The organism is Microbacterium jejuense (genome assembly GCF_019511665.1).
GTDB classification, from domain to species: domain Bacteria; phylum Actinomycetota; class Actinomycetes; order Actinomycetales; family Microbacteriaceae; genus Microbacterium; species Microbacterium jejuense_A.
The window spans coordinates 61960-86464 of record NZ_JAEUAW010000002.1 but is presented as its reverse complement, the minus strand read 5'-3'; the positions used below and the strand labels follow the sequence as shown (position 1 = coordinate 86464).

Here is a 24505-nt window from a genome sequence, read left to right as displayed (position 1 = left end):
CGCGGTTCAGGGCACGGTGCGCCGCAGCGTCGCGTACGAGATCGCGCCGAGCACGACCGTCAGGACGAGCCCCCACGCGGCCAGCCCCACCGCGCCCAGCTGCACGAGCGCCGTGATGACGTCGCCCCACACCTCGAAGCGCGTGATGGCCCAGATCGCGATGAGCAGCAGCACGCCGACGCCGACCCAGATCAGGGTGAGCAGCAGGGCGCCGAAACGCTTGTAGACGGTGGCCGACCAGAACCCGAGCATGAAGATCAGCATCGCCATCACGAAGTAGAAGAACGCGGCTCCGAGAGCGCCGTCCTCGACGACCCAGTCCAGCGCGAAGAAGTAGCCGTTGATGCCCCAGCCGTTCGTCGCATCCTCGATGAGCCCGCCGATGGCGAACACGGCGGCCAGCAGCACGGCGCACATCGCCGCTGCGAGCATGGTGCCCAGGAAGAACTCGCGACGCGTCACGCTCATCGCCTGCGAGAAGGGGAAGGTGAGCGTCAGCGACGAGATGCCCACGAACAGCAGCACCCACAGCGGCGCCTGGGACCCGCCGCCGTAGAACGGTCCCTCGAGTCCCGACGAGTTGAGGATCGCGTAGATCGCGATCGACATCGCGAACGAGGCGCCGAGCACGAGCAGCGGGACCCAGACGAACGTCTGCTTGTTGATCAGCTGCATGCGGACGACGTTGACGGTGCGGTTCATCGCAGTGCTCCCTCTTCAGAGGCGGCGGATTCGGATGCCGCACGCTGGGTGGTGCGGACGATCAGCTGCTGCAGCGAGACGGGGGCGACGTCCAGGCCCGCCGACGCGAGCTCGGCGCGATCGGCGTCGGTCAGGTGCCCGACGACGGTCACCGAGGCGACGCGCCCGAGCGTCTCGCGGTGGATGACCTCGCGGCCCGTGACGAAGGCATCCACTGCCGCCACGTCGCCCACGATGTTGGCCGCACGGTCGCGGATGGCATCCGTTGCCTCGTCGATGAGGATGCGGCCTCGGTCGATCACCAGCACGCGCTCGATGAGGTTCGACACCTCGTCGATCAGGTGGCTCGACAGGATGACGGTGCGCGGATGTAGCACGTAGTCCTCGAGAAGCCGGTCGTAGAAGATCTGGCGAGCGACCGCGTCGAGGCCGAGGTACGGCTCGTCGAAGAACGTGATCTCGGCCCGCGAGGCGAGCCCGATGATCACGCCGACCGCCGAGAGCTGCCCGCGCGACATCTTCTTGATGCGCGTCTTCATCGGCAGCTGGAAGTCGTCGATGAGCCGCTCGGCGAGCTCTTCGTCCCAGTGGGGGAAGAACAGCTTCGCCGTGCCGAAGGCGTGCCTCGGCAGCGCGTCGTCGGGGTACTTCTGGCTCTCGCGCACGAAGCACATGCGCGAGAGCACCTTGGCGTTCTCGTACGGCTGCATCCCGAACACGCGGACGTCCCCCGACGTGGCGAAGTTCTGTGCCGTGAGGATCGACATGACGGTGGTCTTGCCCGCGCCGTTGCGACCGAGCAGACCGTAGATGGTGTCCTTCTCGATGGTGAAGCTCACGTCGTCGACCGCGACGACGTCGCGATATCGCTTGGTGAGATGGTTCACCTCGATGACGTGCGTCCCGGTCGTCATCGTGCGTTCCCTTCTGTGGTGGCGGCCGGCGCGGATGCGCGGTCGCGGATGAGCTGTTCCAGATCCTCGGGTCCGAGCCCGAGCTTGCGGGCCTCGACGAGCAGCGGTTCGACGAAGCGGTCGGCGAAGGCGTTGCGCCGCTCGGTCAGCAGCAGGTCGCGCGCCCCCGGCGCGACAAACATGCCGATGCCGCGCCGCTTGTACAGCACGCCCTTGTCGGCGAGCATCGCCACTCCCTTCGCCGCGGTGGCGGGGTTGATGCGGTAGAAGGCGGCCAGTTCGTTCGTCGACGGCGCCTGGGCCTCTTCGGCGAGGCTGCCGTCGATGATCGCGTCCTCCACGTTCTCGGCGATCTGGAGGAACAGCGCCCGGCCTTCTTCGATCACATCCCGCTCCTGCTTGGTTGGTTACATACTTGACTAGCTAACCATGCAACGTTCGGGACCGAGTGTCAAGCCTTGGACCCGACCCCCGTCAGCGCCGGCGTGGTATCGCGCGTGCGCGCGGCGTACCCGCCGGGCCGATCGGTGTCGAATTTGCGACCCCTGCGCCCACATGAAACGGTGGATGAGGCCCTGCACGGGTCAGACCCGACCAGTCCGCGGTCGCCGGTGACGTCTCACCCGGGACGTCAGACCGGCGGGCGTACGGTCGGCGGCCGCGGCGCGGATCCGACATCCGCTGCGTGAGGGGCCGCCACCCGGGCGCGACCGATGCGGCTCCTGCCGCCGAGGTGCACAGTGACGCTCCCGCCTGCCATCGAGGCGAAGAATCTGTTCAAGGTCTTCGGACGAAACCCCCACGACGCCGTCAAGAGACTCCGCGGCGGCGCGACCCGGGCCGATGTCGCCGACGCCGGCTCGGCCGCCGTCATCGACGCGAGCTTCACCGTCCAGCCCGGTGAGATCTTCGTGATCATGGGCCTGTCGGGCTCGGGCAAATCGACGGTGCTCCGCATGCTCAACGGACTGCTCCCGCCGACCGCGGGCGACGTGCGGGTGCAGGGCAAGAGCGTCGTGGATGCCTCACCCAAGACGCTGCGGGGCATCCGGCGCCGATCCATCTCGATGGTGTTCCAGCACTTCGCGCTGCTCCCGCACCTGACCGTGCTCGACAACGCGGCGTACGCGCTCGAGATCCAGGGCGTGGGCCGCGACGAACGCCGGGCGAGGGCCCGCGAGATCCTCGGCAAGGTCGGGCTCGGCGAGCGGGCCGACGCCATGCCCGACGAGCTGTCGGGCGGCATGCGCCAGCGTGTGGGACTCGCCCGCGCCCTGACGGCCGGCACCGACATCCTCCTGATGGACGAGGCGTTCTCGGCACTGGACCCGCTCATCCGCCGTGAGATGCAGGAGCAGCTCATCGAGCTGCAGCGCGAGCTCGGCCGCACCATCGTGTTCATCACCCACGACCTCAATGAGGCGATGTTCCTCGGCGACCGCATCGCCGTGATGCGCGACGGCCGCATCGTGCAGACGGGCACGCCCGAAGAGATCCTCACGGATCCCGCCAACGACTACGTCGCCCAGTTCGTGCAGGACGTCGATCGCGCCCGCGTGCTCACCGCCGGCTCCGTCATGGCCCCGCCCGCCGCGACCACGCCGGTGAGCGCCGGCGTGCGCGGCGCGCTGCGCGTGATGCGCGACCTGCAGGTCGGCTCGGTGTCGGTGATCGAGAACCGCCGCTTCGTCGGCACCGTCTCGGACCGCGCAGTCATCCGGGCCGTCAAGGCGGGCAACACCGACCTACGCTCGCTCGTGCGCAGCGGCCGGCCCGCCGTGCACGTCGACGATCCGCTCACCGACGTGGTCGAGCGCGCCGTCGAGAGTCCCGTGCCGGTCGCCGTCGTCGACGACGCCGGCCGCCTTGTCGGCACCATCCCGCGCGTGACGCTGCTGGCCGCCCTCGGCGACGTGCCGCCGATCACGCGCGAGAACCCCGTCATCGAGGTGCCGGCCAGCGTGCCGGTCAGCGAGATCACGCAGACATTGGCGGTCGTCGAGGCGCCCTCGGGCGCCACGACCACGCTCGCGGGCCGCGCGGCGCCGCCCACCACCGTCGGCGTCTCGAGGATCGCCGACGACGCGGCCGCCGCGGCGGAAGGAGCGAGCCGATGAACGACTTCTTCCGGCTCCCGCTCGGCGACGTCGTCGAGGCCGCCGTGCGCTGGCTCATCGACGCGCTCGGCGGGTTCTTCGACGTCCTCGCGGTGATCTTCGGCGGGCTCTACGACTGGCTCGACGCCTCACTGTCGGCCCCGCCGTTCTGGGCGGTGATCCTCGTGATCGCGGCGTTCGCCTACTGGTCGCGAGGACTCGTGCTCGCCGTCGGCAGCGCCCTCGGCCTGCTCGTGATCGTCGCTGTCGGCCAGTGGCCGAACGCGATGGACTCGCTCGCACTCGTGATCCTCGCCGCCGTTGTGGCGATCGCGATCGCCGTGCCCCTGGGCATCTGGGCCGCCCGCAGCGACCGGGTCTCGGCGGTGCTGCGTCCCGTCCTGGACTTCTTGCAGACGATGCCCGCCTTCGTCTATCTCATCCCCGCGATGCTCATCTTCGGCGTCGGGCCCGTGCCCGGCATGGTCGCGACGATCGCGTTCGCGCTCGCGCCGGGCGTGCGCCTCACCGAGCTCGGCATCCGCGGCGTCGACGCCGAGATCGTCGAGGCCGGCCATGCGTTCGGCGCGTCGCCGGGACGCATCCTGCGGCAGATCCAGCTCCCCCTCGCGATGCCCAGCATCATGGCCGGCGTCAACCAGGTCATCATGCTGAGCCTGTCGATGGTCGTCATCGCGGGCATGGTCGGCGCGGGCGGGCTCGGCGGCGCGGTCGTGCAGAGCCTCAGCCGCATCGACATCGGGCTCGGCGTCGAGGCCGGCTTGTCGGTCGTGATCCTCGCGATGATCCTCGACCGCGTGACCTCCGGTTTCGCGGTGCCGCGCGAGCGGACGCCGAAGACCTCGACGGATGCCGCCACCGCCGCGACCCCGACGGTCGAGCAGCCGCGGGCCGCGGCATCCCTCCCCGCCGACGTCGCCGACGACCGCCAGCCGGTCACGGCCTGAACCGAGAGGACACGCACATGACGAAGCGACGCATGATCGCCGCCGGCCTCGCCCTCGCGGGGACCGCCGCACTGCTCGTGACCGGCGCCATTGACCAGACGGGCGTGGCCGGTGACGACACGAAGGGCCGCCTCACGGTGGCGGTGTTCAACGGCTGGGACGAGGGCATCGCCGCGTCCGAGCTGTGGAAGGCCGTGCTCGAAGACGAGGGGTACGCCGTCGACCTGGTGTACGCCGACCCGGCCGCGGCCTACACCGGCATCGCGAAGGGCGACTACGACCTCACGCTCGACACGTGGCTGCCGCTCACGCACGCGGAGTACATGAAGACGTACGGCGACGATCTGGTCGACCTCGGCGCGTGGAACGACGAGGCCAAGCTCACCATCGCGGTGAACGAGGATGCGCCGATCGACTCGCTGTCCGAGCTCGCCGCCAACGCCGACCTGTTCGGCAACCGCCTGGTGGGCATCGAGTCGGGTTCGGGCCTCGTCACGGTCACGCAGAACGAGGTGATCCCCGGCTACGGGCTCGAGGGCATGCAGTTCGTGACGTCGTCCACCCCGGCGATGCTCACCGAGCTGCAGGCGGCGACGGATGCCGGCCGCGACGTCGCCGTCACCCTGTGGCGTCCCCACTGGGCGTACAACGCGTTCCCCATCAAGGACCTCGAAGACCCCGACGGCCTGCTCGGCGACGCCGAGGGCATCCACACCGTGACGTCGACGGGCTTCGCGGAGGAGTTCCCCGAGGTCGCGGCGTGGCTGGAGGCGTTCCGCATGGACAACGAGCTGCTGTACTCGCTCGAGGACGCGATGTTCCGCGAGGGAGGCGACGACGACTACGGCCCCGTCGTCGCGCAGTGGATCGCCGATAACCGCGACTACGTCGACACCCTTACGCGCTGACGTGGCGCCCGGCGCCGACGCGCCGGATCAGCGCGGCGGCTTCGGGTGCACCACGCGGCCCGGGGCATCGCCGTTGCCGCGCGCGGGGACCGGCCACTGCGCCGGCGGCGCCGGCGGCGTCGTGCTCGGGCGCCCGGGCGCGCGCAGGGGCTCGGGCTCGGGTGCGGGCGCCGAGGCCGCCGGCTGTGCCGGGGCGGCTGCATCCTCTCCCGCGGCCGAGGCCTTCGGCCCGAGCTCGAGCATCACCTTGTTCTCGAGCACTTCGATGGCCTCGTCCGAGATCGAGATGAGCCCGTCGAGCTCCTCGCGCACGCGGCGGTACGCGAGCTGACGCTCAGCGGGCGTCGCGGCCTCGTCGATCGCGACGGTCAGCAGTTTCTTCGCGGTGTCGAGGCGCTTGCGCTCGACCTCGGTGAAGCCCGAGTCGCGCAGGCGCCGCGCATCGCGCTCGGCGACGTCGAACGCGACCTCGAAGTCCGCGACCGCGTTGCGGTACTCGGCGAGCTGCTCCTTCGTGAGCTTCGCCTTCGCCGAGGCAGGCCGCAGGCCGTCGGCGACGCGCTTGGCCCGCAGGAACGCCGCGGTCAGCGGCTGACGCCCGTCGCTCATGGCGGGGAACGCGATGATCTTCGCGACGTCGAGCTCGTACTCCAGCCACCGCGCGGTCACGGCGTCGTGGGTCGCGAACAGGCGTTCCAGCTGCGTCGCCTGCGTCTCGCGCGCCGGGGCCTCGGGGGTCCCCGCGGTGGCGGTGGGTGCCGTGAAGGCGGGAAGGGATGCCGCCGGCACCGCCTTGCCGCGCGCCGCCGCCTGCGCGGCCTTGAGCTCGGCTTTGGCGTGGAGCACCTCGAGTCGACGCTGGTGTCGGCGCCGCGCACTCAGCTCCCAGCGTCGGCCGATCGTCCCCACCACGCCCAGCGCGACGAAGGCGACCCACCAGTTATGGCCGATCCATGTGAAGACCGACTGGAGGACCTCATCCACCCTGTCATGCTAACGGCCGTCGGCGAACGCCGTACGGGGTCCGAAGCAGGCTGTCAGGTGGGTGGCGTCTGGCGCGGCGGGGGCATGCGCGGGATCATCGACGGCAGCCGGTCGGCGAGCTCTGCGATCATCGCCGCCGCCGCGCCGATCGTGGCGGCCGTCGTGGCGGCGGCGCTCGGCGGCGCCGCGCCGGGCACGCCGGCCTGACGCTCGGCGTCGGCCAGCGCCGCCTGCATCGCACGCACGGCGTCGCGGTACTCCACGTACTGCTGAGGCGTCACGCGGTCGCGCAGCGTCGGCCGCTTGGCGAGGGCCTCGCGCTGCGCGCGGAGGAAGACGACTGTCGAGGGATGCCGCGGGTCGGTCACCTGCGAGTACTTCAGGGCCTTGTCGACATCGGTCTCGTACGACAGCCAGCGCGTGTTGAGGGCGTCGTGCTCGGCCCACAGTCGTTCGATCGGGAGCGGATCGCGCGCCGAGGCGGCACGGTACTGCGAGTACCCCGCCTTCACGCGGGAGCGGCTCGCACGGAGTGCGAGCGATGCGGACTTCTCGGACTGGCGCGCGAGCTGCAGCTCGCGCCGGGCCTCTGCAGCCTGTGGTGCCGCCGCCCGCGCCTTCGCGGTCATGGCGTCGGCCTGCGCGATGCGCACCCGTGCCTTCGCGGCGACCAGCGCGCGGTACGCCTGGGACTCCTCATGGCGGGCAGCGTCGAGCTCGAGTCGCCGCGCACGGCGCCCGCGTGTCGTCAGGCCCACGTAGGTCGCCGTTCCGGCGCCCGCGGCGGCCGGAACGATCCACCACCAGCCCGCCACGATGAGGAGGATCGGCTCCACAGTGTCATGCTACCCGCGAGCCGCGACGCCGCGCCCGGGAGTGTGCTGAACGGCGTCAGTGCCCGCCGATCTGCATCGTGCCGCCGTGCCGGCGACCGTCGGTGGCGTCGTACACGGGGGCGTCCGGGCCGGCGCCTGGCTCGCCCGGGCGCGCGGTCCGCGTGTCGTAGCTCTCGCGCGGGGGCGAGATGAGGTTGTGGATGCGGGTCCAGAGGGACTGGTTGCCAGACATGGGGGACCTCCTTGTGTGGAGGCTAGCGGGTCACGCGTGACTGCGAAAGCGCCAGGTCAGCAACAGATCAGCCGAAGAGCAGCGCGAACACCGTCGCGCCGCCGCCGACGAGGATGAGGGCGACGATGGTCACCCACGCGACGATCTTGACGCGCCGCTGCCGGGCGTCGTTGTAGTCGCTGTACTCGTCGTCGTCCGCCGCCATGGCTCAATCCTAGGGTCAGGCGGGCTCGACGACGGTCGGGCCGAAGGCGTCCGGCAGCGTCGAGGTCGACAGGTCGCGCAGCTCGGCCAGCGGCACCGTGAACAGGCCCTGCACCTCGAGCGCGGGCTCGTCGCCGTCCGCGGCCGGGTCGGTCACGCCTATGCGCAGCACGGGGTAGCCGCGCCCCTCGCACAGGCCGCGGAACTTGACGTCGTCCTCGCGGGGCACGCTCACGATGACGCGGCCGGTGGACTCCGAGAACAGGGCGGTGGCGGCATCCACTCCGTCACGCTCCTGGATCTCGTCGAGCCAGACGCGCGCGCCGACGCCGAAGCGCATGACCGCCTCGGCGAGGGCCTGCGCGAGCCCGCCCGACGACAGGTCGTGCGCCGACGACACGAGCGACTGCTGGCCGGCCGCGTGCAGCAGCTCGGCGAGCTTCTTCTCGTTCGCGAGGTCGACCGCCGGCGGGCGACCGCCGAGGTGGCCGTGGATCGTGCCCGCCCACTGCGAGCCCGACAGCTCCGTGGCGGTCACGCCGAGCAGGTAGATGTTCTCGCCGGCGTCCTGCCAGCCCGACGGGATGCGGCGGGCGACGTCGTCGATGATGCCGAGGACGCCCACGACCGGGGTCGGGAAGATCGGCTGGTCGCCGGTCTGGTTGTAGAACGAGACGTTGCCGCCGGTGACGGGCACGCCGAGTTCGAGGCATCCGTCCGACAGGCCGTCGACGGCCTGCGAGAACTGCCACATGACCTCGGGGTTCTCGGGCGAGCCGAAGTTCAGGCAGTCGGTGACGGCCGTGGGAACCGCGCCCGAGACGGCGACGTTGCGGTACGCCTCGGCCAGCGCCAGCTTGGCGCCCTGGTACGGGTCGAGCTGGCAGTAGCGGCCGTTGCAGTCGGTCGCGATCGAGAAGCCGAGACCGGAGTGCTCGTCGACGCGGATCATGCCGGCGTCGTCGGGGAACGACAGCGCCGTGTTGCCCATGACGTAGTAGTCGTACTGGTTGGTGATCCAGGACGTGTCGGCGAGGTTGGGGCTCGCGACCAGCTTCGTGAACTGCGCGCGCAGGGTGTCGGCGTCGGTCGCGCGGGGGAGTGCGGATGCCGAGTCGTCGCGCAGCGCGTCGATCCAGGTCGGGTACGCGACGGGACGCTCGTACACCGGGCCGTCGACGGCGACCGTGGACGGGTCGACGTTCACGATCTCCTCGCCGTGCCAGAAGATCTGCAGGCGGCCGTCGCCGGTCACCTCGCCGAGCACGCTCGTCTCGACATCCCACTTGTTCACGACGGCCATGAAGGCGTCGAGCTTCTCGGGCGCGACGATCGCCATCATGCGCTCCTGGCTCTCGCTCATGAGGATCTCTTCGGGCGTGAGCGTGGGGTCGCGCAGCAACACGTTCTCGAGGTCGACGCGCATGCCCGAGCCGCCGTTGGCGGCGAGCTCCGACGTCGCGCACGAGATGCCGGCGGCGCCGAGGTCCTGGATGGCCTCGACGAGCTCGTCCTTGTAGAGCTCCAGGCAGCACTCGATGAGCACCTTCTCGGCGAACGGGTCGCCGACCTGCACGGCGGGGCGCTTGGTGGGGCCGCCCTCCGAGAACGTGTCGGACGCGAGGATCGACGCGCCGCCGATGCCGTCGCCGCCGGTGCGGGCGCCGAACAGCACGACCTTGTTGCCGGCGCCGGTGGCGTTGGCGAGCTTGAGGTCCTCGTGGCGCAGCACGCCGACCGCGAGGGCGTTGACGAGCGGGTTGCCCTGGTAGACCGCGTCGAACACGGTCTCGCCGCCGATGTTGGGCAGGCCGAGGCAGTTGCCGTAGAAGCTGATGCCGCTCACGACGCCGTGCACGACGCGCGCCGTGTCGGGGTCGGAGATGTCGCCGAAGCGCAGCTGGTCCATGACGGCCACCGGGCGCGCGCCCATCGAGATGATGTCGCGCACGATGCCGCCGACGCCGGTCGCGGCGCCCTGGAAGGGCTCGATGTAGCTCGGGTGGTTGTGCGACTCGACTTTGAAGGTGACGGCCCAGCCCTCGCCGATGTCGACGACGCCGGCGTTCTGGCCCATGCCGACCATGAGCCGTTCCTTCATCTCGTCCGACACCTTCTCGCCGAACTTGCGCAGGTAGATCTTGGACGACTTGTACGAGCAGTGCTCCGACCACATGACGGAGTACATGGCCAGCTCGCCCGAGGTGGGGCGGCGGCCGAGGATCTCGCGGATCTTCGCGTACTCGTCGTCCTTGAGTCCGAGCGCCGCGTACGGCTGCTCCTTCTCGGGAGTGGCGAGCGCGTTCTCGACGGTATCGGCGACGGCGGTCGAAGAGGGGGTGGTCACGCGGCTCAACTCCAGGAATTCGGGGGATGCCGGACCCCACCAGTCTATTCGCCGCGAGAAGCGGGTGACGGCTGCCGGCGGCCGCGGCATCCCGAAGCCTTAGCCCAATTCGTCCCACGCACGCCGAAGAGCCTCCAACGCGGCTGCCCACTCGATCCGCTCCTGCTCGAGGCGCACGTCACCTTCGTCGCGTATGCGTTTGAGGGCTCGCTCTTCCGTGCCCGTGAGTGCAGCGAACACCCCGCGGTTCGGCGTCGGCTCGCGAACCCACATGTCGCGGTAGCCGAGCAGGGTGTCCTGATCCATGAGGACCGACCTCACATCCGAATGGTGAGTGCGCAACCGGCTCAAAATGGCGAAGCCGTTCGAGTCGAGGTCTCCCCAATAGAGCACCGGCCGCTGCTGCACCCACGGCAGCGAGCCGATGACGTCCACCGCGTATCCGGAGCCATGTATAGCGATCGCGCCGGGCCATGCCGGGAGGGCTAGGACCGACTCGAGATTCTCGAAGACCATCACCGCGCGCGGTGTGCATCGAAGCCGCGCAAGCGCGCTTGCCGGCGCCGCGAGCTCGGCAATGCCACCGACGGCGAGTGCGTCGTCGAGCACCCGCAGCCGGACCAGCGGATCACTGTCGACGATGCCCAGCCCGTCCTGTCCCGTTGCGGCGCGATGCAGCGCCGACAGGATGCCCCGGTGGGCAGAGAACCATTTCGTGTCGACACCGCGGATCGGCAGCTGGCGCGGACGCAGTCCGCGGACGGGGTTGTCGATGAGCCACCGGGTTCCGTGCAGAACATCCTCGAATTCGTCGTCGGTGTACCGTAACAGCTGTTCGGCAGATCGCCGCATCGCCGCCGCAACCTCATCCGAGCGTGTGACATCGTCCGCGATCACGGTGCGGAGCCGCGCCACTCGCCGCCGCAGCGAACGCCACTGCCGCAACTCGTCACCGCCGACGAACGAGGCGACCTCGTCGGGCGACGCCAGCACGAGGCGAACCGGGATTCGCTGGCGACCGATGCTGTGCCACGATCGGGTCTCCCAGTCGACGGCCGCGCCCGTGACGGCCGCCCAGTCCTGTGCCCAGCGCTCAGCTGTGCGCTGGTCCGCCAGCATCTCCCGCTCTGAGGGAGGCTTGAGTGGGATGGTCAGTACCGGTTCCGGATGCACGGCGGTCGCCCATGCAGCGCGTTTCGTCGTGAGACGCGCCCTGGCGGTCTCGCGCGCGCCGCTGACCGTGATCACGTGTTGTCCTCATCCGTCGCGCGATCGGTCCACGTGACGTCGGCCACCGTCGATCGCCGACGCGTCGGGTTATCGATCGAGGTCGCCGCGCCGACGTACGGTTCGATGGTCTGCAGAAGCTTCTGCGGCGTCGCGAGCACCAACTGGAATCCGAAGGCGACGAACACATCGAGGGCCATCCGGGTGTACCGGGTATCGGCCTTGTCGAAGGCCTCATCGAGCACGATCGTGCCGTACCTGCTGTACTCGTCATCCGGGTCGGCCAGCCGGTACCGGAGCGCGGCGGCGAGACAGAACACGACGAGCTTCTGCTGCTGGCCTCCGGACATTGCGGCGCCCGAGTCGTACGTCGCGTGCACGCGGTCGTGGTCGTCGATCTCTTCGGCGCGGAACCTGACGTGGAGGCGCGTGTCGAGGCATTGTGACGTCCACACGCGGTCGACGTGATCACTCGACGAGAACCTGCGCATGAGATCCGCCAGGAGAGCGAATCGCGCCTCGGCAGACGCCGCGTCATCGTCGCCCCAGCTGCCCTCGGAGATCGACTTCAGATCGTTCATGAACCGATTCACGGTGTCGGTGCGCCGGGTCTTGACTCGCAGACGCAGATAGCGATCAGCGTCGAAGGGCGACCGTCTCAGGGAGGCGTTTACCGGTCGGACGCGATCTTCGATCTCGCGGGGAGCTCCGAGGATCTCGTTGCGCAACTCGCCGATGAGGCTGCTCGAACGCTCGCGGAACAGCTGGAGGAACCGCGCCTCGTACTCGGGCAGTCCGTGCGCGACGATCTCGTTTAGCATCTCGAGGAAGCCACGGCGGTCGGCGATCGATGCGCTGAGATCGGCGGATGCTGCCGGCCAGTGATCGACGAACTCGGTGATCAGGCGCTGGCACAGGTTTCCCGCCTCGATCGCCGTGGTGAGTGCTCGATCGCGCTCACGATGCAAGCGGTCCTGCACCTGTTGGCCGACCTCCGCAATCGTGCTGCGAGCGATGCTGCGCTGCACGGCGCGGTAGCGGGTGTCGAGCGCCGAGGTCGTTTCCTCGTCGACCTCGGCGAGCGCGCCCGAAGCGATCTCGGCGTCGAGGCCGGCGACCACCTCGTCGAGATCGCGGAGACGATGACGGGTTTCGCTCAGCACGATGCCCGCATCCTTCGCGCGACCCCGCAGCCGGTCTCGCACCGCGCGCGCCGCCTCGCTCGCGTCGATCGCCTGCTGCAGGTCTCCATCGCCGCGCGTCAGGACAACGAGTTGATGCCGAAGGTCGGCGACGGCCGATGCGGCGGTGTCCCGATCGATGTCTGCCCAGCGCTGCTCACGGATGGCGCGCAGTGCTCCTACGCGTTCTGACGCGGCGCGCTGCCGGACCATGGCCGATCGAACGACATCGTTGGCCGCGTCCCACTCTCGCTGTGCCGCCTGCCGCCGTTCGACGAGCGCCTCAAGCTTCGCGTCTCTGTCCCCGAGCACCCAATGACTGCGCTCGGCGATGGCGATGCGGTCGTTCTTCTCGTATCGCGTTCGTGATGACTTGATCTGACCGTTGATCGTCACCGCGCGCGCGTGATCGTCGAGGTCGTCGACCGCATCGACGCACGCGACGTCGTATCTCTCGGAGAGAGCCCCCGACACCCATTCAGCGAATGCGCCGTCAGCGATGGATACACGATGCACGAGCGAGATCGGGCTCGATGCCGGCCGTGGCGGTGGAGAGTTCCGCTCCACCTCCTCGTAGACCAGCCGGGTGCCGAGGTGATGTTCGTCCACCCATCGCCGCACGGTGGCCAGAATGTCGCTGCGAACCAGCAGCGTGAGTGCGAACGGGCGCAGCACCCGCTCGATCGCACCTGTCCACTCCTCGAAGGCCGGCTTCACATCGATGAGCTCGGCCGCGAACGGGACGGCCGAGCTCGGTAGGCCGGTCGCATTCATGAGCAGGCGCCGCACATCGAGCAGCTCCGCGGGCACCGTGGTTCCGCTGTCACGCAATGCACGGATCTCGCGGTCGATCCTGTCGAGCTCCAGCCGTGCTTGTGTCTCGTGACGACTCTCCTCGTACGTCGGCCCGGACACCTCTCCAGTCGCGAGCAAGCCGTCGATCGAACTGATGAGCTCGGCGAACTCCGCGGCCGACACCGGCGCGGGACTGATGCCGACCCCGGCGAGCTGACGCTGGAACTGCTCCCACCTCTGCCGTGCGCCGGCCTCTGCCGCCTCGGCATCCCGGATGCGCAACTGCAGTTGATCGACATCTCCGCCGCCGAGTTCATGGATGCGGCGCTGTGCGATGTCGTAGTCCTCGTCGGCACGGACCGCATCCGCATCGGCCCGTGCTGCGTCGTCTTCCAGGGTCTGGATCTGCTCGCGCGCAGCCCCTTGCTCATCGCGCGCCAGGTCGAGGGTGCGCCGTCGCTGATAGGGGAGCAGGGCATCCGACAGCGTCCGCGCGCTCGCGGCTTCGGCATCGGCCGCATCCAGTGCATCGGAAGCGTCGCGCAGAATCAGCAGATGGTCGCGCTGCTGGCGGAGCTGGACGACATGGTCGTGCGCGTCTCGCAGTTCGTCGAACTGTTCGACGGCGGTCCGAAGCCGGCCGCGGAGAGTTCATATGTCTCGCCTCGAGCTGACCCCGACGGGCGGCGGATCAGGATGCCCGCTTGCCTCCAGTCGTCGCAGAAGGCCTTCGCGTTTTTCGACGAGAGCACGAAATGATCCCGCAGCGTCTCGAGGTCGCCGTCGATGCGCTCGTGGAGTTCGTCGGCGGCGATGCGGGAGCCGGGGGTTCCGAGGTGCGCGCTCAGGGTGGCCGCCATGAGCGCGAGGTTGTCGGCCCGCAACATCCGCAGCGTGGCGTTCTCATCGAGAGCGCGCCGGAACGCGAGCGACGCGGCGAGGACGGACATGGCTCCATTGTGCTCAGCCCGTGTGACGTTCCGCTCGTGCGCTGCAAGCCCGGAGCGTGCGATTCATCCCCGGTCGAGTATCTGCGCGCCCGCTGGCTCGCGTCGTGGCGCTCCCTCTGTGGCGGACGCCGCGGTCGAGCTCATGCACCAGAGTCTGTTCCCGGACCTCCGCGTCGCTCATTCCTCGAGGAAAAGTTCAATCACCGGAACGGCGACCTTCGGTTTCTGTGCAGGCAGGTGCAGGTGTAGCACGTCCTCGTCTGCTCCCTGGGGCGTAAGGAGATCAGCGTTCACGCTGGGATCACCCCGAGATATGGGAACCTCTGCCGCGTTGTGCAGGAACTGCGCGTAACCAACCCGGCCGCCCAGGCCCGGGAGGTCGATTCGCTCGAACGGCCAGGCGAACAGGTGCAGGTACAACCGGTTCTCCCTCCGCGTGTAGCGCGCGTCGAGAGGCAACGGGAGCTCGGCTGTCCCCGCCCCCACGATCGCTCGTGAGTGCAGACGATGCCATCCACCGATAGCAGAGAGCGTGTCCCTGGAGATCTCATCGAGCCGTCCCTGACCGTCGGGGGCGACGTTGAGGAGCATGTTCCCGCCCTTGCTCACGGTGTCGACAAGCATGCGAATCAGGAGATCTTCGGACTTGAAGGCGGTGTTCGCGGCGTCGTATCCCCAGCTCCCGTTGAGCGTCTGGCAGGCCTCCCACGCCACCGCCACCCCCTCACGCTCGAGCCGTGAGGCCGGCTGGTACTGCTCGGGGGTCACGAAGTCGGCATGAATGCCGAGACGATCGTTCACGAGCATCCTCGGCTGCAATCGTCTGCAAAGCGCCAGAAGCCTCTCCGAGTTCCAGTCCCGCGCTCCCTTTCCGACGAACCGTTCATCGGTACGCAGGTCCGGATAGGAGTAGTCGAAGAAGAGATAGTCGATCGCGCCGTACTCGGTGAGCAGTTCCGTCAGTTGAGCGACCATGTAGTCGCGATAGCGGGACATGTCACGCTCCGCGTTTCGCGCCAGCGCGTCCCGGTCTCGCTCGGGATGCAGTTCGTCGATGACGAAGTCCGCATGATGCCAATCGATGAGCGAGTAATAGAGTCCGATTCGCATTCCCTCCGCCCGGCATGCGGCGACGAATTCGGCCACGGCGTCTCGCCCCCACGGTGTGTGAGGAGCAGAGAAATCGGTCGTGCGCGTGTTCCAGAGACAGAATCCGTCGTGGTGCTTGGCTGTCAGAACGACGTACTTCATCCCGGCGTCCCGAGCATCACGCACCCACGCACCGATGTCGGCGTCGACCGGGTCGAAGTGCTCGAAATAGCGACGATACTCGTCCTCGGTCTGCGCTTCACGGCTTTGAACCCATTCATGGCGCGCGGCGAGCGAGTACAGCCCCCAATGGACGAACATTCCGAAGCGCGCCTGCGTGAACCAGGTCAGCCTGCCCTCGGGGTCGACGGGCTGATCAAGCACCGGAAGCCCCTTCCGTCGACGGGAGCGCTGCAGTCCGGCAGAACTCGGCGTACCAGTACGCGCTCTTCTTCGGTGTTCGCGCGAGCGTCTCGTAGTCCACATGGACCCGACCGAAGCGCCGCTTGTAACCAGGGGCCCACTCGAAGTTGTCCAACAGCGACCAGCCGAAATACCCGCGGATGTCGATGCCGTCCTCTATGCAGCGATCGTGCATTGGTTCCTCTTCCCGACGTGAAACTCAGGCGAGCAGCGAGCGTTCCCACCGCAGCTGCGCCCCGCCGCGGGTCAGATCGTCCTGGAAGTCATCCAGGCGCCCTTCGTCGTCCAGCACCGCATGGGGTTCGCTCTGCGCACGAAGACAGAATGCTGCGAGCGCACCGGCCGCCTCGCCGATGCTCCATTCCACCGGGTGCAGCCGGTAGCAGCCGTTCGTGATCTGAGTGGTGCCGATGTTCTTGCAAGCCGGGATGAGGTTCCTGACCCGCTGCGGGATCAGAGCGCCGAGCGGGATCTCGAACGGCTGTGGGAGACTCGCCGGATAGCTGTGGCCGCCGGTGGTCGGGTGGCGGTCGATCCAGAAGTAGTGGCCGGTGCCGACCGTGTCCCGATATTGCACGGCACCTTCGGGCCGATACGTGAGCGAGACCTCCTGTTCGAGGATCGTCTTGCGCGCGCGAATGCGACGTGACTCTCGGACATACGGCATCATCGCGAAACCATCCGTGGTCCCCGCGACGTCGGGACGCAGCCGCAGCCCCGGCCAGCCGGTGCCCCCGTCGGGTCGTGGCGCTTCGGTCTGCAGCCAGTAGAGCGTCGCGGCGCTCAGGTCCTTTGCGCCCTGCCAGTGCTGCTGGGCATCCGGGACGCCGAACAGCGGGCCGTCCGTGTAGTCGTTCTGCAGCCAGTTCACCACGACGATGTCGCTGGCATAAAAGCCCGGCGCGAACTGTCGGCGCGCGGCGACCCGACGATAGTTCCAGAGTTCGGGTGCTGCGCCCATGTGGTGATGGTCGAGGTCGATGGCGGACGGATCGTCATCCATGTCGGGGTGGAATCCGTAGGTCACGGTAGGCGCTCCCGCGGCGTCGACCGCGGTGACGAAGCTGAGCTGGTGGCGTCGGTTCGTGGCGTGCGGCGGAATCGCATCGCGATACCGCTCATAGTTCGCCGGGCGGTCAATCGTGTGATCCTCGCCCGCTCGGTGGTCCATCACGAAGCACCAGGTGGCACCTTGCATGTCGGTGGGATCCGCGGTCTCGGCCGCTCCCGGCTCGCCGGTGTCAGCCTGGGCCTCGCGCCCGCTGGTGAACTCGACTCCGCCCAGTTCCAGCAGCTCGCCGAGTTCGGTCGCGTCGAGGACGTATGTGCCGGTCAGCGTGGTTCGCTCACCAGTCTCGATCCCCTCCACCACAACTGAGCGCACGGTGTCTTTGTCACTCTCCACCGCGACCGGCCGAGTCCGTCGGAGGATCTGCAACCGCCCGCTCGCCTCGTACGGAAGCAGCATCGACTCAATCACCGAGAGCGCGACTCGCGGCTCGACCGACACCGGACTGACCCAGGCGGCACCCGGGTTCAGGTGTGCGTCGGCCCGGGCCGCCGGCGTCAGCGGGTACCAGCGACGATAGTGATCACGCAGAGCTTCACGGAAGTCGCGGTAGCTCTGGTTCGCCCCGGTGCGCTCGATGTAGATGTGCTCGTCGGTCGGCACGAGCTGGCTGGTCAGCTGGCCACCGAGCCAGGCGGTCTGCTCTGTCAGAATGACGCGATACCCACGACGGAGCACCGCCAGTGTTGCGGAGACGCCGCCGAAGCCTCCTCCGATGATCACCACATCCGCATTCGTGTCAAGCATGAGTCTCCATTGGCGCAAGTTCTACGAAAAGTTATCGGCAACGGTTGCAGAACCTGGGGCATAATGCAAGTCAGTGCGGATCAAGAGCTTCTCCGCACGGTTAGGACGTCATGAAGAGTCAGTCCGGCCCGTTGAGTCCCGTCGAGCCCCGGCGAAGGCCCTCCCTGGCCGATATCGCAGAGCAGACGGGCGTATCGATCTCAACGGTCTCCAAAGTGGTGAACGGCAAGTCCGATGTCTCGGAGGCGACCCGCCGGAGAGTCGAAGAGGCGCTCCGCAACCGCCAGTACGTGCCGCCTCGTGACCGGCGAGGCGACAGCCGACTCTCCATCGCCGTGCTCGCCCGCAGTATGACCTCGCCGTATACGCTGGAGATCCTCCGAGGCGCTGCTTCCGCGGCCGAGACTGCGGATGCCGACCTGGTGCTCTCGCTGTACCACGACGGCAGTGACGACCGCTCCTGGATCGAGTCGATGGTCCGTGGCGGCCGTGACGCCGTGATCGCTGTCACGTCGATGCTCGACGCCGAGGAGATCGACCGGCTGAACGAAGTTGGACTCCCGCTGGTGATCGTAGATCCGTTCAACGATCCTCGGCCGGACACGGTGAGCATCGGCAGCACGAACTGGAACGGTGGACTCGCCGGGACGGAACACCTGCTCACCCTGGGCCACAGTCGGATCGGGCTGCTTATCGGCGTCCGCCATGCGCTCGCCTCACGTGCGCGCGAGCACGGGTACGTCGCCGCGCTGACCGCTGCCGGCATCGCCGTGGACCCGGGCCTGATTCTGCCCGGGGAGTACACCTTCGAGTCCGGAGTCGAGGGAGCGCTGCAGCTGTTGGCGCTGTCCGAGCCGCCTACTGCCATCTTCGCCGCCAGTGATCACCAGGCGCTCGGCGTCATCGAGGCGGCCCGCCAGCGAGCTGTCCGCGTTCCTGAGTGCCTCAGCGTGGTCGGGTTCGATGATCTCCCGATCGCATTGTCTGCATCCCCGCCGCTCACGACCGTGCGCCAGCCGCTCGCCGAGATGGGAGCTCTCGCCATGCGCACGGCCATCGCGATGACGGGGGGCGAGGAACCCGCGACGCACCATACGGAGCTCGCCACGTCTCTCGTCGTCCGGGCGTCCTCACGGAGCGCGTCAGACTGAGCACCCGAAACAATTGTCGCAACTTTGAATTGCGATTATCGGGAACGTTGGTACAGTGGGTTTCGGAGAGGCCGTGATCCTTCAGGGACAGGACGTTTCGAGCGATCAGGCTGTTCCACTCGCCAGGCCCCCGCCTGCGAGCGATGACAGTACAAAGGAGCACTGATCGTGAACAAGAGCCCTCGTGGCATGCGACGCGCGGCCGCCGCCGCCATCGCCTGCGCCGCGCTGACGATGTCAGCCTGCGCCGGGACCGGAGAACCCGCCGCCAACGGCCCCGTCGACCTGGTGATGGCCGTCTGGACGACCAACGACAAGCATCTCGCGGTGTTCGATGAGATTGCCGACGCCTACATCGCTGAGCACGGCGACGAAGTCTCCTCGATCACCTTCCAGCCCCTGGCCGGAACATATCTGACCACGCTCACAACGCAGATCGCTGGCGGAAGCACCCCCGATCTCGCCTGGGTCGCCGAAGCCAACGCCACCGAGTTCGTTGAGAACGGCGTGCTGCTCGACGTCGCCGACTACTTCAAGAACTCCGAGGACTTCGACATCGCCGATGTCGTCCCGAGCTCGCTGGAGCTCTGGAGCAACGGCGATGGAATCTACGCGTACCCCTTCTCCACCAGCCCGTTCGGCGTGTTCGTCAACCGCGATCTCGTCGCGGCCGCCGGACAGCCCCAGCCGGCTGATCTCCTCGCCGAAGGCAAGTGGACCTGGGATGCCGCGGCAGAGATCGCCGCTGCCACCGCCGCAGCCACGCCCGGAACCGGACCGATCGTCATCGGCACCGCCCCCGACAAGCAGTGGGACGGTCTGACGACGGTCTGGGCCGGCTGGGGTGCGGCACCGTGGGATGCGGCCGGCACGACCTGCACCTTCGACTCCACGGAGATGACAGATGCGGTCAGTTGGTACCACGACCAGATGTACTCCGCATCGGCGTTCGCCAAGCCGGGCGAGACCTTCTCCTTCGGCTCGGGTGGCTCCGCAATGCTCATCGCCCAGATGAGCTCGTCGGGCGGGATCGATGAGTCCATGAACTGGGACTTCCTCCCGCTGCCCGCCGGTCCGGCAGGGCAGACCGACGTCGTCGGCCAGGCGGCCATCGGTGTGATCGCTAAGAGTGCACACCCGGAGGCGGCCGCGAACTTCCTCACGTACTTCACGGGTGCCCAGAATGCCGCAAAGCTCGCCCAGTTCTTCCCGGCCCCTCGCACGTCGCTGCTGACGGTCGAGACCCTGCAGCAGGCCGCTCCGGCACTGTCTCCGGAGCAGATCCAGCAGACCGTGATCGACGCGATCCCGGACGCGATCACGAAGTCGAACTCGATCATCTACAGCCAGGTGAGTCCCGTGATCCAGACCACCGCCGACGCGCTATGGACCCCGGATGCCGATGTGGCTCAGGTGCTCAGCGACGTGTGCACAGCAATCCAGCCGGCACTGGAGACGAGCGCGGGATGACCTCCGTGAAAGCGCCCGGCGCCGGGCGAGCAGCCCGCGCCGGGCGCCTTCTTCCCGATGCGAGGGCGGATCGCATTCTCGGGCTCACCTTCGTCGCTCCGCAGGTGCTGGGCATCATTCTGCTGGGGATCATCCCGTTCGGGTTCGTGATCTGGTACAGCTTCCATGACTGGAATGTCTTCCTCGGGTCCTTCGACTTCATCGGCCTTGACAACTATGTCCGCATGTTCACGGACAAGACGGTGGCCCAGTCTCTGCAGGCGACCGGCATCTTCGCGCTGGGACTGGTGGCGACGAATGTCGCGGTCGCACTGGCGCTGGCTTCCCTCCTGAATCAGCGACTGCGTGGGACGGTGGTGTTCCGATCGATCTTCTTCTCTCCGGTGGTGGTCTCCATCGTCGCGTGGGTCATCATCTGGAACTTCCTGCTCGCCTCGAACGGCGGCGTGAACGGCGTGCTGAGCATGTTCGGCATACAGGGCCCCAACTGGCTCGCCGAGCCAGGCTGGGCAATGGCAGCCCTCGTCATCGTCCAGGTGTCCAAGGGCGTGGGAATGAACATGATCCTGTTCCTGGCGGCGCTGCAGGGCGTTCCGTCCGAGCTGAAGGAAAGCGCCCGCCTCGACGGCGCGAGTCCTTGGCGGTCCTACCGTTCCATCACGCTTCCGCTGATCAGTCCGACCATCCTCATGGTCTTGATCATCACCACGATCTCCGCGTTCGACGTGTTCGCACCCGTCCAGCTGCTGACCAGTGGTGGGCCGGGGAACTCCACGCTGGTGTTCTCCTACTACATCTATCAGACCGCCTTCGGCCAACAGCAGTTCGGCTACGGCGCCACGCTCGGTGTGCTTCTCTTCGTGATCACGCTCGCCATCACCGCACTGCAGTGGAAGGTGCGCAAGACATGGGTACAGGATGAGGTCTGACATGCTCGACACTGCCGCAGACGCGGTCCCCGTCATGGCGGAGTCGCGGCCTAGCACACGATCGCAGCCACGACCGGCGCGCTCGCAGCGGGACTCGCAGAGCGCACGGCGCCGACGGATCATCAGCACGGCCATCCTGTATGGCCTGCTCGTTGTGCTGGCCATCCCCTTCCTCTACCCGACGCTGTGGATGGTCTTCTCCTCCTTCAAGCCGACCAGCGAGATCTTCGCGATCCCGCCGACGCTGTGGCCGCAGACCTGGACCCTGGACGGCTGGTCCAAGGTGTTCACCGCGAACCCCTTCGCCCGTCAGTACGCGAATTCTCTGGTGCTGGCCGCGATCATCACCGCGGGTACCGTGCTGGTGTCCGCGCTCGCGGGCTATGCGTTCGCGCGGATGAGGTTCCCGCTCGCCGGGCCGCTGTTCATCCTCACGCTCGCCGGGATCATGGTGCCTGCGGATGTGACCATCATCCCGATCTTCCAGGTGGTGAACTCCTGGGGTCTGGTCGATACCTACTGGCCTCTGATCATCCTGCCGATCTTCGGTCCCGGCGCCGTCGTCTCGACGTTCATCTTCCGACAGTTCTTCCTCGGCCTGCCCCTCGAGCTCGAAGAGGCAGCGCGTCTGGACGGGCTGGGTCGACTCGGCATCTTCGCCCGCGTGGCGATGCCATTGGCGGGCCCCGCGATCGCCACGGTCACGATCATGACGTTCTTGAAGAGTTTCAACATGTATTTCGAGCCGCTCATCTTCCTACGCACGGCCGAGCTGTTCCCGATCGGTCTGGGTCTGACCCGGTACCAGGACGGCTATGGCGAACCGCTGTGGACCACACAGCTGGGCGCCACCACCCTGAGCGTCATCCCCGTGTTGATCGTGTTCTTCTTCGCTCAAAAGCAATTCGTCGAAGGTCTCACCAGGTCCGGCCTCAAGGGCTGACCGTGTCCTGCAGCGGCCACTTCACACGTCACGACAAAGGAGTCACCGATGACTGATCCATCCCCGTCCGCCGAAGCTCCGCTGCTTCGGCCGCTCTCGCGCCGTACCCTCCTGCTCGCCGGCCTTGGCGCAGCAGCAGTCACAGCACTGGGCGTCTTCGAGCGCTCGCCCGCCGCGGCAGCAAGTGCCGGCACGGTTCTCCCGCTCGTCGCCCCCCTGCCGGCGGGAGCGCCCAATCGCATGCTGTTCGCTCCGAATGAGCAAGTGCTTGCTGCGTATCTGATGATCGTGGCACCAATGGCGAACGACATCGTCGACGACGATCCGGACCGATTCGGGTTCATGGGTGGAGGCTGGTGGCGCACCCCGAGCGAGCCCTTCAACGCGCGGGTACAGGAACATGTGGCCACGCTCAGTTGGTTCTACGCGAACGAGCGCAGCTGGAACCCGTACTACCTCGACAGTGCTCTGCTGGGTCGGCTGGACGCCGCGATTGGGCACTACCTGCGAATTCAACACCCCAACGGGGCGTTCCCCGAGTACACGACGACCGAGTTCTCCCGTGCGGCGACTGCGTTCGGCATGGTCGCGCTATCAGAAGCGCTTGCGAACCTCCGAGCTACGAATGCGCTGCCGGAGCGTCAGGTCGAGCTCGAGGCGGCGCTGCGCCGTGCGTCGGTCTGGTTCATGGATCTGACAAACGGCCACTGGAAGATCCCGCTCCCTTTCGTGAATCAGACGGTGGGCGGGCTCGCTGGTATCGCGCGAGCGGCACGCGTCCTCGACGACGCTCAGCTGGCGGCCGATCTGAGCGACCGGATCGATTTCATCGCCGAGCATGGGCAGGCGCCGGCCGGGTTCTTCCACGAGCCGTTCGGCTTCGACTTCGGGTACAACTTCTTCGTGATGCTGCCTGACCTCGCCGACCTGCACGTCATCACGGGCAATCCCGTGGTCCTCGACATGGCGCAGAAGTGGACGGACTTCGCTCGCCATGCCGTGGTGCGCGAGCCGGATGTGTCCGGCTATATCGCCCACTCCGCCGCATGCTCGCGGACGGCGGACTGGAACTTCTTGACGAACTTCACCGACGATGCCGAACGCGGTGCGCTGAGCGCGGCGCTCGCCCCCGAGGCTCCGGAGCTCGCGGCCTTCCTTACAACTTTGGAGGAGAAGCTCGCGTCCCGGGGTGCGTGGGCCGCAACACCCGATCCTGTTGTCGCCCGTGCCAAGCAGGGGACGTCCCCGCGGCTCTGGATGCACGTGATCGAGCGACCAGACGTGCCGTCGGATGCCGACCGTGCTGCGTCCGAGGCATCGCTGCCATACATCATGTCCGAGAGGTTCACGGAGCGACGGGTGGGCACACTGGCCCAGGACTATGTCTTCGCCCGCCGCCCCGCGTACTACCTCTCTTCGTTCTTCGGCACGCGCTCCCAACCGATGAACCGAATGGGACCGGGCCTGCTCTGGCACCCTCAGATGGGCACCGTCCTGGCCGCGACGAACACATCCGTCGGCGCGGCCTCATGGGGGTTCGTCGACGGGGCTGGAACCGATTCGACCCTGTCCGACATGACGGTCGTGTATCGCCACGGCAACAGCGGTTCCGGCGCGGTGATCGTCCCGGATGCCCTCGATGCGGAGACGGGCGTCATCACCTTCGACGCGACCAGCTCTGCGAGCGGGACGAGGGCCCTGACCACGCTGCGAGACACAGGCCTCACACTGTATGCGGACGCCGCCGCCACAGGTTCATTCCGGCTGCCTCTCGTCCTACGCGCGACAGACGAGGTCACGTACTCGAATGGTGCGACGGCGACGTTCAACGCAACGAGCGCCGCACAGGCGACGTGGGTTCGCGTGCAACGCAACGGAGTGCGCATGCAGATCTCCTGGGGGGCCGAGTCTGCCGTGACGCTCTCATCCACTCCCATGACCTTGCTCGGTGGCACCCGACGCGTCCACCAGCTGTCCATTCCGGTGGGTGCCAGCGCCCTGATCGAGATCGAGTTCGCGGCCCCCTGGTCGTCGAACACCACGTACACCACGGGTGACCGAGTGAACTTCGAAGGCAGCTTCTGGGTCGCTCAGTGGTGGACGAGAGATCTTCGGCCAGGGGACCCCACAGGACCGTGGTCACAACTGGGCTGCGAACTCGCAACGCCTGACGGCCCGGTGCGGACCTGGACCGCGAGCTGGATCTATAAGGGTGACGAGAAGGTGCTCTACCACGGCGTGATCTATCGCGCGCGCTGGTGGTCACGCAACCAGGCCCCAGACGGCTCTGGTGGCGCGTGGCAAAGGGTCGGCGAGATCTGATGGCAGAGGATGGCCGCG

Annotated in this window: 22 protein-coding genes; 8 read left to right on the top strand and 14 right to left on the bottom strand. The window is 67.8% G+C overall.

Going from position 1 to position 24505, the window contains the following annotated elements:
• Positions 1-6 precede the first annotated feature (6 nt).
• Genes JNB62_RS02380 through JNB62_RS02370 form a run of 3 tightly spaced genes read right to left on the bottom strand, consistent with a single transcriptional unit; the run spans position 7 to position 2002 of the window.
• Positions 7-702, bottom strand: coding sequence for a hypothetical protein (locus JNB62_RS02380; RefSeq protein WP_220299285.1), 696 nt, complete (start codon positions 700-702; stop codon positions 7-9).
• Complete coding sequence (locus tag JNB62_RS02375; protein WP_220299284.1) at positions 699-1616, bottom strand: ABC transporter ATP-binding protein; 918 nt, start codon at positions 1614-1616, stop codon at positions 699-701. The genes JNB62_RS02380 and JNB62_RS02375 overlap by 4 nt, the downstream gene beginning before the upstream one ends.
• Positions 1613-2002, bottom strand: coding sequence for a GntR family transcriptional regulator (locus tag JNB62_RS02370; protein WP_220299283.1), 390 nt, complete (start codon positions 2000-2002; stop codon positions 1613-1615). The genes JNB62_RS02375 and JNB62_RS02370 overlap by 4 nt, the downstream gene beginning before the upstream one ends.
• Before the next feature lie 327 nt (positions 2003-2329).
• Here JNB62_RS02370 and JNB62_RS02365 point away from each other — a divergent pair, with 327 nt between their 5' ends.
• The 3 genes from JNB62_RS02365 to JNB62_RS02355 are packed head-to-tail and all read left to right on the top strand — an operon-like array spanning position 2330 to position 5588.
• A complete protein-coding gene (locus JNB62_RS02365) occupies positions 2330-3733 on the top strand; it encodes a quaternary amine ABC transporter ATP-binding protein (RefSeq protein WP_220299282.1) in 1404 nt (467 codons plus the stop codon).
• Entirely contained in the window at positions 3730-4680 is a 951-nt protein-coding gene (locus JNB62_RS02360; RefSeq protein WP_220299281.1) for an ABC transporter permease, read from the top strand. Before JNB62_RS02365 ends, JNB62_RS02360 begins: the two co-directional genes overlap by 4 nt.
• A 17-nt stretch (positions 4681-4697) precedes the next feature.
• On the top strand, positions 4698-5588 hold the full coding sequence (locus tag JNB62_RS02355; RefSeq protein ID WP_220299280.1) for a glycine betaine ABC transporter substrate-binding protein: 891 nt from the start codon (positions 4698-4700) through the stop codon (positions 5586-5588).
• A 27-nt stretch (positions 5589-5615) separates the two neighbouring features.
• On the opposite strand, the gene JNB62_RS02350 is transcribed toward JNB62_RS02355, so the two are convergent.
• The 11 genes from JNB62_RS02350 to JNB62_RS02300 form a co-directional block, all read right to left on the bottom strand.
• Positions 5616-6572 (bottom strand): hypothetical protein, encoded by a 957-nt coding sequence (locus JNB62_RS02350; RefSeq protein ID WP_220299279.1) that lies wholly within the window; start codon positions 6570-6572, stop codon positions 5616-5618.
• A gap of 53 nt (positions 6573-6625) precedes the next feature.
• Entirely contained in the window at positions 6626-7408 is a 783-nt protein-coding gene (locus tag JNB62_RS02345) for a hypothetical protein (protein ID WP_220299278.1), read from the bottom strand.
• Between the two features lie 55 nt (positions 7409-7463).
• Complete coding sequence (locus tag JNB62_RS02340) at positions 7464-7640, bottom strand: hypothetical protein (protein ID WP_220299277.1); 177 nt, start codon at positions 7638-7640, stop codon at positions 7464-7466.
• 67 nt (positions 7641-7707) lie between these two features.
• Positions 7708-7845 (bottom strand): hypothetical protein, encoded by a 138-nt coding sequence (locus JNB62_RS02335; protein WP_185843119.1) that lies wholly within the window; start codon positions 7843-7845, stop codon positions 7708-7710.
• A gap of 15 nt (positions 7846-7860) precedes the next feature.
• Positions 7861-10191, bottom strand: coding sequence for a phosphoribosylformylglycinamidine synthase subunit PurL (gene purL, locus JNB62_RS02330; protein WP_220299276.1), 2331 nt, complete (start codon positions 10189-10191; stop codon positions 7861-7863).
• 99 nt (positions 10192-10290) lie between these two features.
• Positions 10291-11439 carry a Wadjet anti-phage system protein JetD domain-containing protein gene (locus JNB62_RS02325; RefSeq protein WP_220299275.1) on the bottom strand — a complete coding sequence of 383 codons (1149 nt, stop codon included), beginning with the start codon at positions 11437-11439 and terminating at the stop codon, positions 10291-10293.
• Positions 11436-13274: an ATP-binding protein gene (locus JNB62_RS02320; RefSeq protein ID WP_220299274.1), complete on the bottom strand. Its 1839-nt coding sequence runs from the start codon at positions 13272-13274 to the stop codon at positions 11436-11438. The genes JNB62_RS02325 and JNB62_RS02320 overlap by 4 nt, the downstream gene beginning before the upstream one ends.
• A 668-nt stretch (positions 13275-13942) precedes the next feature.
• Positions 13943-14254, bottom strand: coding sequence for a DUF3375 domain-containing protein (locus tag JNB62_RS02315; protein WP_262985901.1), 312 nt, complete (start codon positions 14252-14254; stop codon positions 13943-13945).
• Positions 14255-14521: 267 nt separating this feature from the next.
• Complete coding sequence (locus JNB62_RS02310; RefSeq protein ID WP_308291700.1) at positions 14522-15817, bottom strand: alpha-L-fucosidase; 1296 nt, start codon at positions 15815-15817, stop codon at positions 14522-14524.
• Positions 15810-16031, bottom strand: coding sequence for a family 1 glycosylhydrolase (locus JNB62_RS02305; protein WP_220299271.1), 222 nt, complete (start codon positions 16029-16031; stop codon positions 15810-15812). Before JNB62_RS02305 ends, JNB62_RS02310 begins: the two co-directional genes overlap by 8 nt.
• A 24-nt stretch (positions 16032-16055) precedes the next feature.
• The gene (locus tag JNB62_RS02300; protein WP_220299270.1) at positions 16056-17672 is read right to left on the bottom strand and encodes an FAD-dependent oxidoreductase; all 1617 of its coding nucleotides are present in this window, start codon (positions 17670-17672) and stop codon (positions 16056-16058) included.
• A gap of 110 nt (positions 17673-17782) precedes the next feature.
• Between JNB62_RS02300 and JNB62_RS02295 the strand changes: the two genes are divergently transcribed.
• The 5 genes from JNB62_RS02295 (at position 17783) to JNB62_RS02275 (ending at position 24487) form a co-directional block, all read left to right on the top strand.
• The gene (locus JNB62_RS02295; RefSeq protein WP_220299269.1) at positions 17783-18823 is read left to right on the top strand and encodes a LacI family DNA-binding transcriptional regulator; all 1041 of its coding nucleotides are present in this window, start codon (positions 17783-17785) and stop codon (positions 18821-18823) included.
• 168 nt (positions 18824-18991) lie between these two features.
• Complete coding sequence (locus JNB62_RS02290) at positions 18992-20293, top strand: extracellular solute-binding protein (RefSeq protein WP_220299268.1); 1302 nt, start codon at positions 18992-18994, stop codon at positions 20291-20293.
• The gene (locus JNB62_RS02285) at positions 20290-21222 is read left to right on the top strand and encodes a carbohydrate ABC transporter permease (RefSeq protein ID WP_220299267.1); all 933 of its coding nucleotides are present in this window, start codon (positions 20290-20292) and stop codon (positions 21220-21222) included. The genes JNB62_RS02290 and JNB62_RS02285 overlap by 4 nt, the downstream gene beginning before the upstream one ends.
• 1 nt (position 21223) lies before the next feature.
• Positions 21224-22165: a carbohydrate ABC transporter permease gene (locus JNB62_RS02280; RefSeq protein WP_223230884.1), complete on the top strand. Its 942-nt coding sequence runs from the start codon at positions 21224-21226 to the stop codon at positions 22163-22165.
• Between the two features lie 48 nt (positions 22166-22213).
• Complete coding sequence (locus tag JNB62_RS02275) at positions 22214-24487, top strand: carbohydrate-binding protein (protein WP_220299265.1); 2274 nt, start codon at positions 22214-22216, stop codon at positions 24485-24487.
• Positions 24488-24505: the final 18 nt, after the last annotated feature.

Excerpts from the sequence above, each read along its gene's own strand:
- JNB62_RS02380 (WP_220299285.1), bottom strand. The coding sequence starts at position 702 with ATGAACCGCACCGTCAACGTCGTCCGCATGCAGCTGATCAACAAGCAG.
- JNB62_RS02375 (WP_220299284.1), bottom strand. The coding sequence starts at position 1,616 with ATGACGACCGGGACGCACGTCATCGAGGTGAACCATCTCACCAAGCGA.
- JNB62_RS02365 (WP_220299282.1), top strand. The coding sequence starts at position 2,330 with ATGCGGCTCCTGCCGCCGAGGTGCACAGTGACGCTCCCGCCTGCCATC.
- JNB62_RS02360 (WP_220299281.1), top strand. The coding sequence starts at position 3,730 with ATGAACGACTTCTTCCGGCTCCCGCTCGGCGACGTCGTCGAGGCCGCC.
- JNB62_RS02355 (WP_220299280.1), top strand. The coding sequence starts at position 4,698 with ATGACGAAGCGACGCATGATCGCCGCCGGCCTCGCCCTCGCGGGGACC.
- JNB62_RS02340 (WP_220299277.1), bottom strand. The coding sequence starts at position 7,640 with ATGTCTGGCAACCAGTCCCTCTGGACCCGCATCCACAACCTCATCTCG.
- JNB62_RS02335 (WP_185843119.1), bottom strand. The coding sequence starts at position 7,845 with ATGGCGGCGGACGACGACGAGTACAGCGACTACAACGACGCCCGGCAG.
- JNB62_RS02315 (WP_262985901.1), bottom strand. The coding sequence starts at position 14,254 with ATGGCGGCCACCCTGAGCGCGCACCTCGGAACCCCCGGCTCCCGCATC.
- JNB62_RS02305 (WP_220299271.1), bottom strand. The coding sequence starts at position 16,031 with ATGCACGATCGCTGCATAGAGGACGGCATCGACATCCGCGGGTATTTC.
- JNB62_RS02300 (WP_220299270.1), bottom strand. The coding sequence starts at position 17,672 with ATGCTTGACACGAATGCGGATGTGGTGATCATCGGAGGAGGCTTCGGC.
- JNB62_RS02295 (WP_220299269.1), top strand. The coding sequence starts at position 17,783 with ATGAAGAGTCAGTCCGGCCCGTTGAGTCCCGTCGAGCCCCGGCGAAGG.
- JNB62_RS02285 (WP_220299267.1), top strand. The coding sequence starts at position 20,290 with ATGACCTCCGTGAAAGCGCCCGGCGCCGGGCGAGCAGCCCGCGCCGGG.
- JNB62_RS02280 (WP_223230884.1), top strand. The coding sequence starts at position 21,224 with ATGCTCGACACTGCCGCAGACGCGGTCCCCGTCATGGCGGAGTCGCGG.
- JNB62_RS02275 (WP_220299265.1), top strand. The coding sequence starts at position 22,214 with ATGACTGATCCATCCCCGTCCGCCGAAGCTCCGCTGCTTCGGCCGCTC.